We start from the raw sequence: 12,488 nt of genomic DNA, 5'->3' as shown, positions 1-12,488 counted from the left end.
TCTTAGGTTAGCGATAGGTCAATATCAAATACATTGGCCGCTTCTTCGGCAAATGATGACTGCTCTTGCTGTGTACTATCAACCAAGTTTAGGGCGCTTGGGTAAATACTAACGGTTGTAACCTCGGCAAGCATTCTTGATGTGCGTACTTTGGTCCACGGGTAGGCAAGCCCAAGAGTAAACGCAATGGCTAGCATATTAGTTAACAGTAATATGGCAAAAGGAATAGGCCTCAGCTCTGATTTAAAAGATGCTACGTCTTCAAATTGGCTGTTATCAAAAATATGATTACGAATAGCCGCAGCCCACACAGCGGTGACTATGGCAATCATAAATACATAAGCAATCATTAACCCACCAAACATAATGCCCATTTTGGCTGGATCTTGTGCGGCTTGTTGGTTTTCTGCATTCATTAAATCAAGGCCAAACAAGCCTAAAACAGCCATAAAAATCACCATAGTGATAGAGCTCACCACAAAGCAAATAAGGGCGGTTAAGTAGTAGGTTTCACCTTTAAGGTTTACGGTTAGTGGCGTATCGCCGTAACTAATATTGCTATGTATGTACGTGTCGATACGTTTTAAAACATACGGCATTAATAAATAAAGGGTAAAAATACTGGCGATAGGTAAAAGAATAAAGTTAATGAAGGCTTCGCCGTAATCGCCTCTAAATGCAAAGCGTACATTACGATGGCGGGTCATACGCATATTAAAACGCAGGCCTTGGTTAATTATCCACGGCATTAAAAAGATAAAAGCAACCGCAAAAAGTAAACCTACAAAAGGAAAAAAGCTGCTACCAAAGGAGTAAATTAAAAATACAATAACCGCTAAAATACGGCCTTTTAAAATTTGCATCGGGGTGGCTAAGTAGTCAAAGCTGTGGCCGTCAATGCGGGTGTGGCCATAAAAGTAACGCATTGTGCGCACTTTTGCCCAAGCCGAATAAATACCTAAAGTAAGCACGCTCAGTAAAATATTAACAATCCAAATACCAAAAAATTCACCGCCTTTGCCGCTAAACTGTACTTGACCGCTAAAAATAGGGGCAGCAGGCTCACTTACTGCAGGGGTGGTTTCTGGGGGAGTAGGGTGTATAGATTCCATTAAAATATTATCCATGTTGTTTTTTTGTTAATTTACCTAAATTTGGCGCAAAGCTCAATCTTTAAAAGCCTTACAGCCTGCAATGGCACTGCTTTTAATATATGTGGTGCTGCACTTTAAATCATCTCTGGTATACTAGGGCGATAATTTTATGGGGCTGTTATGATTTCAAAAAACCAACTCAAGCTTATTCGCCAACTTGGCCAGAAAAAGTACAGAAAACAATATAATCAATACCTTGTACAAGGTGAAAAAAACGTACTTGAGTTGTTAAACAGCCCATTAAAGGCGGTTGATATATTTGCAACACAAGCGTTTATAAATACTCATCAAAACCACTTCCCACATGTAAATTTTACGCCAGCAGAGGAAGAGTCGCTGACTAAAGCCAGTACCTTAGTAAGTAACAACGCGGCCATTGCCGTGGTTGATATGCCAAAGGCTGATTTACCTGATAACAACGGTTTAATATTGGCGCTTGATGGAGTTTCTGACCCTGGTAATTTAGGCACTATTATTAGAGTTGCCGATTGGTATGGCATTAAACATATAGTAACAAGTACCGATAGTGCCGATGCTTACAACCCTAAAACAATTAGCGCGACTATGGGTTCATTTGTCAGAGTATCGGTAAGCCAAGTAGAGCTACCTGAATACTTACAATCATTAAATATGCCTATTTATGGGGCATTTTTAGATGGGCAAAGCGTACATACAACAGACTTTAGCGCAAAGGGTGTATTGCTTATGGGCAGTGAGTCACATGGCATACGCGAGCAGTGTGCAAAATTAGTAAGCGATAAAATAACCATACCGGCTTTTGGTGAGGCAGAGTCACTTAATGTGGCAATGGCCACAGGTATTATTTTAGATAACTTTAAACGCCAAGCTTAACTTTTTAACTGTTTATGAGTTAAATTGTTTGTAAGTAATAACAATAATAATCGGTAATAACAATAAGATGCGCTTAAGCACTATTAAATTAGCGGGCTTTAAATCGTTTGTAGAGCCCACTAAAATTCCATTTCCAGATCAAATGACGTGTGTTGTTGGGCCTAACGGCTGTGGCAAATCAAACGTGATTGACGCTGTGCGATGGGTGCTTGGTGAAAGCTCAGCTAAAAACTTACGTGGCGATGCCATGACCGATGTTATTTTTAATGGATCAACTAATCGTAAACCTATCTCGCAAGCGTCAGTAGAGCTTATTTTTGATAACACCCAAGGTGATTTGCCTAATACATTTGCCGACAGAAACCAAATAGCAATTAAGCGTTTAGTAACACGCGATGGTCAATCGTTATACTTTTTAAATGGGAGCAAATGCCGTAAGCGCGATATTACCGATATATTTTTAGGCACTGGGCTTGGTCCGCGTAGTTACGCAATTATAGAGCAAGGGATGATCTCGCGTTTAATCGAGAGCAAACCTCAAGAGCTGCGCGTATTTTTAGAAGAAGCCGCCGGTGTGTCTAAATACAAAGAGCGCCGCCGCGAAACCCAAACCCGCATTAAAAGTACCCGCGAAAACCTAGAGCGTTTGCTCGATGTGCGTAAAGAACTGCAAACTCAGCTTGATAAACTCGCTTTACAGTCAGTTGATGCGAAAAAATATCGCGATTTAAAAGCGCAAGAGCGTACCTTAAAAGGCCAAGTGGCTGTATTAAAATGGCAAAAGCTGCATCAACAACAGCTTGAAAAAAGTGAGCAAATTAAAAAGCTTAATGAGCAAATCGCCTTTTTTAAAACGGCCCACTCAGGCCATGACGATGTGCTTGCAAGCCTAGAGGCTCAAGTAAATGCAGAGCAAGATGTGCTTAACGATGCGCAGCACCAACAACACGTTACCCACACAGAGTTGACTCGCGCTGAACAGCAACACATTAATATTAAACAGCAAACGCAAACACTTAAGCAAAGTATGGTTAAGCTTGAGCAGCGAAAGCTGCAAAGTGAAGCGCTAAAAACACAGCAGCAAAACGTATGCGAGCAGTTAGCTGTGAGCCACCAAGAGATAAGTGAATACGGCTTAGAGTGCAGCGAGCAAGTTGAAGAGCTTACCCTTACACTTGCAGATTTAGCGGATGAAAAAAATAAGCACACAGCCGCGTGGCAAAGCCTAAATCAACAACAGCACGCGCTTAATAATAAAGTACAGGCGCAGCAAAGTAGTGTTAAGCAAACAGAGCAATCATTAGCCCATGTAAACGCACAGCTTAGCCAGCTAAATAGCCAAATTAATGATATTAAAAGTAGCCAATTAGAGCAGCAACTAGCCGAGCAACAAAAATACAAACAAACCCTAACTCATGAGCTTGCTAGTAAGCAAACGGCGCAAACTCAGTGCAACGCAGCGCTTAAAGAGCAAACCGATTTAGTGAATGACGCTGAGCAACAGCATCAGCAAAGCGTGCAGCACGTTAATGAGCTAAAAGCGCGCATTGCTGGGCTTAAAAGTAGTTTAGGGATTGAGAATGACAATAAGCAGCACACTTTATTTAATCAATTAGAAGTAAAGCAAGGGTTTGAACATATAGTTGAACAGGCACTGCAAACGCTTGAGCACCTAAACGTAGCGGATGTGCAAAGCAACAATAGTGTGTGGCCTCACAAAAGTGAAATACCAGTTAATAGCGTTGCGGCGTTGATTACTGAGGGTGTTTATCCCGATTTATTGACCCGTATTGCGTACAGCGAAAACGCTGACTTAGCTGCATTAAACGATACATTTTATATTGCGGTTATGGATAAGAGCGGTGCTTTACATGCTCGAAACTGGCACCGCAGCCCAGACAAAAATGCCGAAAACTCACAACTTTTAAAACACACACAGTTAAAGCAAAAAACAGCGAGCTTAGTAGAGGCCGAAAATACACTTGCAAGAGACGTTGAGCAGCTTAATGCGCTTAAAACACAGCAGCAAAAGCTGAATGATGAATTAGCGGTTCTTAAAAACGCAATTCATCAATTAGCACAAAACATTGCCGTGGCCACTACGCGCAGCGACATGTTAAAAGAGCAAGTAGCGCAGTTTTTACAGCAACTAGAAAAGTACCAGCAACAAAAGCGTGCATTAACCACTGAGCAATCACAATTATTAAAAACACGCGATGAGCACAACACTGCGCTTGGAGTATTACATCAAAAGCAAAGTGTTTTAGCTGACGAACTGGCAAGGGCCGACGCCGCTTGCACACGCAGTAATACAGCATACAGCCAAGCTGCAGCGACACTTGAGCAATATAAAACACAAGCGCATCAAGCCACGTTAAAAGAGCAAAAAGCACACAGTGAGTGGCAGCTTAGTCAAACAAAGCTTAATCATGCTGAGCAAGCGCTCATTAGTGCGCAAGAAGAAGCGCAAGAGCTACAAGCGCAAATGGAAGCGTTACTAATACCTGAGCAAGAGCTCACTGAGCAAATAGCACAGCTTTTAATAAAACATCAGCAAGGTGAAGCGAGCTTAGATGTGTTACAAAAAAAGCTTAATGAGGCAAAGCAAACACTTATAAGCAAGCAAGCGAGTCTTAAGCACTCTCAAGGTGAGTTGGTGGCTTTGCAAGAACACCATCAAACGCTAAGCATTGAAGAGCAAAGCCTAATTATAAAAGCGCAGGCAGCACTTGAGCCGCTTGAAGAATTAAAGCAAAGTTTAAAAAGTGTTTTAGATACACTGCCTGATTCACTGAGTTTAAATGCAGCGCAAAATCAGATCAGTGGGCTTGTGCATCAACTAGATAAGCTAGGTCCGGTTAATTTAGCCGCAATAGATGAGTTTGAACAAGCTAAAGAGCGCAGTGATTACCTTAATAATCAACTTGAGGATTTAACCAAAGCGTTAAATACACTTGAAGGGGCGATACGTAAAATAGACAGCGAAACCAAAACACGCTTTAAAGCTACCTTCGATCAAGTAAACAAAGACTTTGCCGAGCTATTTCCAAAAGTATTTGGCGGTGGTAGCGCGTATTTAGAATTAACCAGTGACGATTTACTCGAAAGTGGTGTTAGTATAATGGCACAGCCGCCAGGTAAGAAAAATTCGACAATTCATCTGTTAAGTGGTGGAGAAAAAGCGCTGAGCGCATTATCATTAGTGTTTTCTATATTCAGGCTCAATCCAGCTCCATTCTGTATGCTGGATGAAGTAGATGCGCCGCTTGATGATGCTAACGTGGTACGCTTTTGCCGTTTGGTTGAAGAAATGTCACAATCGGTGCAGTTTATTTATATTAGTCATAACAAAATTGCGATGGAAATGGCAGGGCGTTTAACTGGCGTTACTATGGCAGAGCCAGGCGTATCACGCATGGTAGCAGTAGATATAGAACAAGCAGTGCAACTTGCACATACATAACAGTTTAATTTAAGCGTATTAGTGTTAATTAATACACGGGTTTAGGCATAACAAATAATAAAAGGTGAGGGGATGGCCGAAGAACTAAGATTGGTTTTAATTGTGATCAGTGTACTTGTCATAGGTGGCTTATTAGTACATGGTTTATGGTCAGTTAGAAAAAAAGACAGCCCAGAGGTAGCGCCTTCAGAGCGGGTTGAGCCAATGCAAGATACACCTTCGCATACACCTGTTGAACCTAAAGAGCCGGTTGTTGCCCAGCGAGATGAGCCGCAATTTGGCGAGCTAAACTTTGATGCAAACGAGCCGCAAATAGATACTAGTGTGGCGCAAACACCCATTGAAGATGACCTGCAAGTAGTCCAAGAGCCAGAGCTAGAACCAGAGCCAGAGAGCGAAAAAGAAGCGCCAGCAGATGTGTCTGACTTTGTTATTGTGCATATTCAAATGCCTGAGGGGCTAAGCATGCAAGGCAGTAAGTTATTGCCTGCAGTAAATACCTTAGGATTTAAATATTCAGAAGAAGGCTTTTTTAATCGCCACATAGACCCAGCAGGGCAAGGTCCAGTGTTATTTAGATTAGTAAATATGTATAATCCAGGTACGTTTGACATTGATAATATGGAACAATTTAGCACCGCAGGGGTTAGCTTATTTATGACTTTACCTTGTGAAAGCGATGGGCTTGCAGCGTTTAATATGTTACATAGCGCAGCTAAGAAAATTGCCGATGAATTTGGTGCACAAATTTTAGATGCCGAGCGTGAAGAAATGACCGTTGAGCGCGTTCGTCAATATGTTGAGCAGGTTCGTGCATTTTCTGCGTAATTTATACGCGTACATTATTTTTATTAAGCCACTTACCTAAAAGTGGCTTTTTTTATGTTTTTTGAGGTTTAAATGTCTAGCAGCATTAGTGAGCAAATTAATCATCTTCGTAGTACGTTAGAGCAACACAACTACAATTATTATGTCCTTGATACACCCAGTATTCCTGATGCAGAATACGATAGACTATTGCGCGAGTTAAGTGCCCTTGAAAGAGAAAATCCAGAATTTTTAACGCCTGATTCGCCTACTCAAAAGGTAGGAGGCGCAGCGCTGAGTAAATTTGAACAAGTAGCTCACCAAGTGCCCATGCTATCGCTTGATAACGCCTTTAGTGAAGAAGAATTTAGCGCTTTTAACCGCCGTATTAAAGAGCGTTTAATGAGCCAAGATGAGCTCACTTTTTGTTGTGAGCCTAAATTAGATGGCTTGGCTGTGTCGATTATTTACCGTGATGGTGTGCTTGTTCAGGCAGCAACGCGTGGCGATGGATTTACCGGCGAGAATATTACACAAAATGTAAAAACAATCCGAAATGTGCCTCTTAAGCTGCGTGGCGATTACCCTGCAGAGCTTGAAGTACGTGGCGAAGTATTTATGGATAGCGCTGGGTTTGAAAAACTAAACAGCGAAGCCGAAAAACGTGGCGAAAAAGTATTTGTTAACCCGCGAAATGCAGCCGCAGGTAGCCTACGCCAGCTTGATTCAAAAATTACTGCTAAACGCCCGCTAATGTTTTATGCATACAGCACCGGGCTGGTGGCTGAGGGTACAATCCCTGAGGATCACTACCAACAATTGGCAAAATTAACTGATTGGGGTTTACCGCTGTGTCCAGAAACAAAGTTAGTAGAAGGCACACAAGCGGCTTTAGATTACTACAGCGATATCTTAACGCGCAGAAGCGAGCTGAAATATGAAATTGATGGTGTAGTAATAAAAATAAATCAAAAAGCCTTACAAGAGCGTTTAGGGTTTGTTGCACGTGCACCGCGCTGGGCCATTGCTTATAAGTTTCCTGCGCAAGAAGAAATAACCCAGTTACTTGATGTTGAGTTTCAGGTTGGCCGCACAGGTGCTATAACACCCGTAGCGCGTTTAGAGCCTGTATTTGTAGGCGGTGTTACGGTATCAAATGCAACGCTTCACAACGGCGATGAAATAGCCCGCTTAGGTGTAAAGGTAGGCGATACAGTAATTATACGCCGCGCTGGCGATGTTATTCCGCAAATTACACAAGTAGTGCTAGAGCGCCGTCCAGATGATGCACGCGACATTGTATTTCCTGCCAGTTGCCCTATTTGTGACTCACACGTTGAAAAAGTAGAAGGCGAGGCCGTGGCTCGTTGTACCGGTGGCTTAGTGTGCCAAGCTCAGCGTAAACAAGCGATAAAGCATTTTGCATCACGCAAAGCGCTTGATATAGATGGCTTAGGCGACAAAATAGTTGATCAACTGGTTGATAGAGAGCTGGTAAAAACCCCCGCAGATTTATTTATATTAAAACAAGGTCACTTTGAGTCACTTGAGCGTATGGGCCCTAAGTCGGCTAAAAACTTAGTGGATGCGCTTGAAGTTGCAAAAACAACGACGCTTGCAAAGTTTTTGTATTCGCTGGGTATTCGTGAGGTTGGCGAGGCCACAGCGCAAAACTTAGCAAATCATTTTTTAACACTTGAAAAGGTAACCCACGCCAGTGTTGAAAGCCTTACGCAAGTGAGCGATGTAGGCGTTATTGTAGCAACGCATGTTCGTGGCTTTTTTGATGAGCAACATAATGTAGATGTGGTTAATGCTTTAATCGAACACGGCATTAATTGGCCAGCGCTAACGCCGCCTTCAGAGGATGAACAACCTTTAGCTGGGCTAACCTATGTATTAACAGGCACGCTTAATACTTTAAACCGAAACGATGCTAAAGCACGCTTACAACAGTTAGGTGCAAAAGTAGCCGGTAGTGTGTCGGCTAAAACAGATGCATTGGTGGCGGGCGAAAAAGCCGGCTCTAAATTAACTAAAGCACAAGATTTAGGCATAGACATACTTAGCGAAGATGACTTAATTGCACTGTTTGATAAGTACAATGCTTAGGGTAATAAAATGAGCCGATATGGACCCGAGTATTGGGATAAATACGGTAGCTACCGTACGCCAATTGCATTTCACCTAAGTTTATTGGTGTTACTACGGGCGTATTTTATTTGGGTTATAGCGGCGCTGAGTCGCCGCCCTGAGCTTGATTTAATGTCGTTATTTTTTAAATCTAAAAACGATTTTTTTATCGCAATTTCAATTGGTGCTATTGCGATTATGCCCACTTTTTTATTTTGCTTAAGACGCCCGCGGGACTCGCACCAACAAAGCGCGCGTTTAGCGATGGCATGGCGTTACATGCGCTGGCCGTTACTTGTGTGCGCAATAACCGACTTAAGCTGGTTAACAATACAAGCAGCACATAGTCATTACCGGTTTTCACTGTTTTTAGCTGTGCAAATGGTAATTGTGTTTTGGGTAATGTGGTACTTGGCAAAGAGTCGTTATTTAAAGGTGTTTTTTAACGATTGGCCAGAGCCTACCGAAAAAGCAGATGATAAAAACGCTAAATAAAAGGGAGCCAAATGGATAACATTAATAAAAAAATTGCCCTTGTAGTGCTTGGTATTGGCATTATTTTAGGTGCTTTGGTGCTGTTTACATCGTTAACTGATCATATTTGGTTTTCTGCCGTAATAGGGTTATGGTTATTTGTGTTTTGTTCATGTTGTTACAGGCTGACACCCGCCTTTAAAAAGCGCAATACGCTTGATAATTTTATTCAGCGCGATGCACAGCACTTAATGTTATTTAGTTTGGCAGGTTTTTTTGATAAAAAATTTGGCCCGCAATGGCTTGTTATTGGCAATATTGAACATATAGAAAGTAAGAACGATGAGCTTATTATTCATAGCAATAACGAGCGACAATTTAGTGTAAGTTTACCCGCACAAAAAAATGACATAGACGCCTATATGAAGCGCATACTTTCAGATCATGAAAAGCAAACTATTCGCTTTAGTTAGGGTCTGTTGAACTTTGTGGATTAAAGTTTGTTCAAACTAGGGGCTATTTAATCGCGGCGCGAGGTTTGTAACCTAGTGGGCTAAGTAAAAGCTGAGCAACAAAGAGTAAATAGCCCCTAGGAAGAACCCATTGGGCAGCGCCTGTTTGGCATTAATGCTACGTTATCGCCCAATTATGGGGAATAACTACACTGCATAGGCTCTGCCTTGCCTAAATACCAAACAGACTGCTGCAAATTTAACCTTAAAAGAACAACAGGCCCTAATCACTTATTAATACCTAAGGAGGCTATTATGCTTACTTGGAATGATGTTATAAATTTTGCCAATAATGGCAACCCTACGCCACGCGAAAAGGTTGTAAAAACAGACGCGCAATGGCAGGCAATGCTAAGTGATGAGCAATATTATGTGACACGTAAAAAGGGCACAGAACGCCCACATAGCTCTCAAAGTTGTACATTATTGGAACCAGGTAAATATGCATGTGTTTGCTGCGATAATTTACTTTTTGATGCCGATGAAAAGTTTGATAGCGGCACAGGTTGGCCATCATTTACGCAGCCTGCAACTGTCGATGCAATTGGTTATGTGAACGATTTAAGCCATGGTATGCAGCGCGTTGAAGTGGTGTGTAATGTGTGTGATGCACACTTAGGTCATATTTTTCCTGATGGCCCAGCACCGTCGGGTTTGCGCTACTGTGTAAATGCCGCTGCAATGAAAAAGCTCTAGGGTTTTATTTACTTAAGTTTTGTATATCGAGTTTCATTTCTTTTGCCATATGCAAAATTTTATCTAATCGCTGTGACTGATCTGGTTGCAAGGTAGCATTACTCAAAAGGGCGTAACACTTTTTGGCAAGAACTAAGTTAAAAGTGCCGCCTTTTTGTTTTGTTGAATCAAATAAACACTGTAATAAATTAAGAGCAATGCTTGGGTTGCGCGGCATTACTCTAAATGCTTGCGTAAACGCCTCTAACGCTGTATTTAATTGCCCTTTATTAAACTGCGTTACTGCATGGTTGTTAAGCTCTTTCGGGCCCATTTTAATATCGCGACGCTCACTTTGCTGCTGTTGAATGTAACGCAAGTAAGTCATATCACTCATATTGGGGTGGCGTTCACAGTGGCTAATTATTTGGCTGAATAAGGCTTGTGCTTTTTGGTGAAAACCCAGTTCGTGAAACGCTTTTGCTTTATCAAGCGCCCCATCTACAGAGCGTATTAACGTATCGTCATCATCGAGCTGCTCAATAAGACGCTTTGCTTTTTGGTGCTCGTCTTTTAAATAGTGCAAACGGGCATTGAGTACATCAATTTGAGATTGATTTGCGTTATTAGGAAACTGCTTTTTTAAATCATTGATATATTTATTAGTTTGGCGCGAAATACGTTGTATTTGATCTGTTTGATCGGTTGTTAGCGCAAAGTCTATACCGGCACGGGCAGCATTGAGATAAATATCGGGGCTGTCGTGAATAGAATGACGCGCGTAGCTGGCTATGTCTTTTTGGGTTAAATAGCTTTTTTCGTAATCGTGGTTTACTAACGAAACATTGCTTAACGATTTTTGTCTTTGAATATTACGGGGTGCAATATCCACTGCTTGGCTTAAAAAATCTTGTGCTAGCTCAAATTGGTTTAATTTTATTTCTAACCGGCCAAGTAAATCTAAAGCAACTAAACGTGTTTCATGACGTTCAAGCATGGTTTTTAACATACGTTGAGCCAGTATATGCTCATTGTTAGCAATCAACGCTTCTACTAAACCCACTTTGGCCCAGGCAAATTTTTGTATATCTAGCACCGAGGTAAAAAAGTCTTTAGCTTCTTCACTGCGGTTTAACCTAAGCAACGCATCACCTTTTAAGCGCAGTAGAATAGGACTATATATATTGTTTTTTTTATTTAAAGCGGCATCGATTACTTTGATAGCTTTAGAGTCGTTGCCATCATCTATTAAAGTATAAATACTCTGTAGCTCATTTTTACGTTTTAAAATACGCTCAATCCGCGTTTTTAACTCTTGTACTGTAAATGGCTTTACTAAGAAATCGTCGGGTTGAAGCTCTAAAACGCTATGTACTAGCGCACCGCTGGTTTCTGCAGAAATAAAAATAAACGCGGTGGAGTTTTTTATCAGTTGTTTAACTCTGAGTTCTTCGTAGAGTTGGTAGCCGTCTTGGTGTTTGCTTAAATTAAACGAACATACAATTAAATCAAATTGCTCCGCCAAACATTGCTCTTTTGCTGCAATTGCATGATCGGCAAAGTACAACTGCCGAAAGCCAAGCCTTTCTAGCGACTGTTTCATATAGCTTTGAGCGAGAGGCTGCTCTTCCACTATCAGTATTTTGGCTTTGGCGTAGATCTTAGTTGGCATTGGCTTGAATGTTGTTTGATTTATCACAGACTATAATCAACAGTTTAGCTGCTTACAAGGGAATTTAACTATTAGCCGAGGTTATTAGAAGATTAAATTATTTCAATACCTTTAGCTGGCTTAATATCACCTGGCTTGAACCAGTGACCCTCGCCATTGTTTGTAAAGGGGGTGATGCTCTTTTGCTTACAGCTGGGTTAACTACCTAAATAGGGGGTTTTATCATAATTGATCAGAAGAGGTTAAATTTAGATACTTTAGAAATGCTTATATGTGGTGGGTGACTACTTAGCTTAAACTGGTGACCCTTGCCATTATTTGTAAAGGGCGGCGATGCTCTTTTTCTACAGCAGGGTTAATTACCTAGATAGAGTTTTTATAATAATTATTCAGAATAGGTTATATGTGGTGGGTGATACTGGACTTGAACCAGTGACCCTCGCCATTATTTGTAAAGGGTGGCGATGCTCTTTTGCTTATAGCTGGGTTAACTACCTAAATAGGGGTTTTTATGATAATTGGTAAGAGGAGGTTAAATTTAGATACTTTAGAAGTGGTTATATGTGGTGGGTGACTACTTAGCTTAAACTGGTGACCCTTGCCATTATTTGTAAAGGGCGGCGATGCTTTATAATAAACAGTAAGAATAAGTAAGGTGGTTTATATGTGGTGGGTGATACTGGACTTGAACCAGTGACCCTCGCCTTGTAAGGGCGATGCTCTCCCAACTGAGCTAATCACCCACA

9 protein-coding genes and 1 tRNA gene are annotated in these 12,488 nt (G+C 41.4%); 7 read left to right on the top strand and 3 right to left on the bottom strand.

The window, feature by feature from the left end; translation table 11 throughout:
- Window positions 1-2: 2 nt before the first annotated feature.
- Window positions 3-1,112 (bottom strand): YjgN family protein, encoded by a 1,110-nt coding sequence (locus AN393_RS17820; RefSeq protein WP_055018791.1) that lies wholly within the window; start codon window positions 1,110-1,112, stop codon window positions 3-5.
- 162 nt (window positions 1,113-1,274) lie between these two features.
- On the opposite strand from AN393_RS17820, the gene AN393_RS17815 reads away from it, so the two are divergent.
- The 7 genes from AN393_RS17815 to msrB all read left to right on the top strand — a co-directional run bounded on the left by AN393_RS17815 (window position 1,275) and on the right by msrB (window position 10,091).
- The gene (locus tag AN393_RS17815) at window positions 1,275-2,006 is read left to right on the top strand and encodes an RNA methyltransferase (protein ID WP_055018779.1); all 732 of its coding nucleotides are present in this window, start codon (window positions 1,275-1,277) and stop codon (window positions 2,004-2,006) included.
- 67 nt (window positions 2,007-2,073) lie between these two features.
- Entirely contained in the window at window positions 2,074-5,469 is a 3,396-nt protein-coding gene (locus AN393_RS17810; RefSeq protein WP_055018778.1) for an AAA family ATPase, read from the top strand.
- 72 nt (window positions 5,470-5,541) lie between these two features.
- Complete coding sequence (zipA, locus tag AN393_RS17805; protein ID WP_055016492.1) at window positions 5,542-6,297, top strand: cell division protein ZipA; 756 nt, start codon at window positions 5,542-5,544, stop codon at window positions 6,295-6,297.
- A gap of 72 nt (window positions 6,298-6,369) precedes the next feature.
- Entirely contained in the window at window positions 6,370-8,388 is a 2,019-nt protein-coding gene (gene ligA, locus AN393_RS17800) for an NAD-dependent DNA ligase LigA (RefSeq protein WP_055018777.1), read from the top strand.
- A 9-nt stretch (window positions 8,389-8,397) separates the two neighbouring features.
- Window positions 8,398-8,904, top strand: a complete 507-nt coding sequence (locus AN393_RS17795) for a DUF2919 domain-containing protein (protein WP_055016494.1) — start codon at window positions 8,398-8,400, stop codon at window positions 8,902-8,904.
- Window positions 8,905-8,915: 11 nt separating this feature from the next.
- Window positions 8,916-9,356, top strand: coding sequence for a hypothetical protein (locus AN393_RS17790; protein ID WP_055018776.1), 441 nt, complete (start codon window positions 8,916-8,918; stop codon window positions 9,354-9,356).
- Between the two features lie 294 nt (window positions 9,357-9,650).
- Window positions 9,651-10,091 (top strand): peptide-methionine (R)-S-oxide reductase MsrB, encoded by a 441-nt coding sequence (msrB, locus tag AN393_RS17785; protein ID WP_004588868.1) that lies wholly within the window; start codon window positions 9,651-9,653, stop codon window positions 10,089-10,091.
- Window positions 10,092-10,095: 4 nt separating this feature from the next.
- On the opposite strand, the gene AN393_RS17780 is transcribed toward msrB, so the two are convergent.
- Window positions 10,096-11,742, bottom strand: a complete 1,647-nt coding sequence (locus tag AN393_RS17780) for a tetratricopeptide repeat-containing response regulator (RefSeq protein ID WP_055018775.1) — start codon at window positions 11,740-11,742, stop codon at window positions 10,096-10,098.
- A 667-nt stretch (window positions 11,743-12,409) separates the two neighbouring features.
- Window positions 12,410-12,485 (bottom strand) — tRNA-Val (locus AN393_RS17775).
- Between the last annotated feature and the right edge of the window lie 3 nt (window positions 12,486-12,488).

Source organism: Pseudoalteromonas sp. P1-25 (assembly GCF_001401805.1).
GTDB lineage: Bacteria > Pseudomonadota > Gammaproteobacteria > Enterobacterales > Alteromonadaceae > Pseudoalteromonas.
This window is presented reverse-complemented; position numbering and strand designations above follow the sequence as displayed.

Bases quoted from the DNA above. Each gene is read 5' to 3' on its own strand.
- AN393_RS17820 (WP_055018791.1), bottom strand. From the start codon at position 1,112: ATGGAATCTATACACCCTACTCCCCCAGAAACCACCCCTGCAGTAAGT.
- AN393_RS17815 (WP_055018779.1), top strand. From the start codon at position 1,275: ATGATTTCAAAAAACCAACTCAAGCTTATTCGCCAACTTGGCCAGAAA.
- AN393_RS17810 (WP_055018778.1), top strand. From the start codon at position 2,074: ATGCGCTTAAGCACTATTAAATTAGCGGGCTTTAAATCGTTTGTAGAG.
- zipA (WP_055016492.1), top strand. From the start codon at position 5,542: ATGGCCGAAGAACTAAGATTGGTTTTAATTGTGATCAGTGTACTTGTC.
- ligA (WP_055018777.1), top strand. From the start codon at position 6,370: ATGTCTAGCAGCATTAGTGAGCAAATTAATCATCTTCGTAGTACGTTA.
- AN393_RS17795 (WP_055016494.1), top strand. From the start codon at position 8,398: ATGAGCCGATATGGACCCGAGTATTGGGATAAATACGGTAGCTACCGT.
- AN393_RS17790 (WP_055018776.1), top strand. From the start codon at position 8,916: ATGGATAACATTAATAAAAAAATTGCCCTTGTAGTGCTTGGTATTGGC.
- msrB (WP_004588868.1), top strand. From the start codon at position 9,651: ATGCTTACTTGGAATGATGTTATAAATTTTGCCAATAATGGCAACCCT.
- AN393_RS17780 (WP_055018775.1), bottom strand. From the start codon at position 11,742: ATGCCAACTAAGATCTACGCCAAAGCCAAAATACTGATAGTGGAAGAG.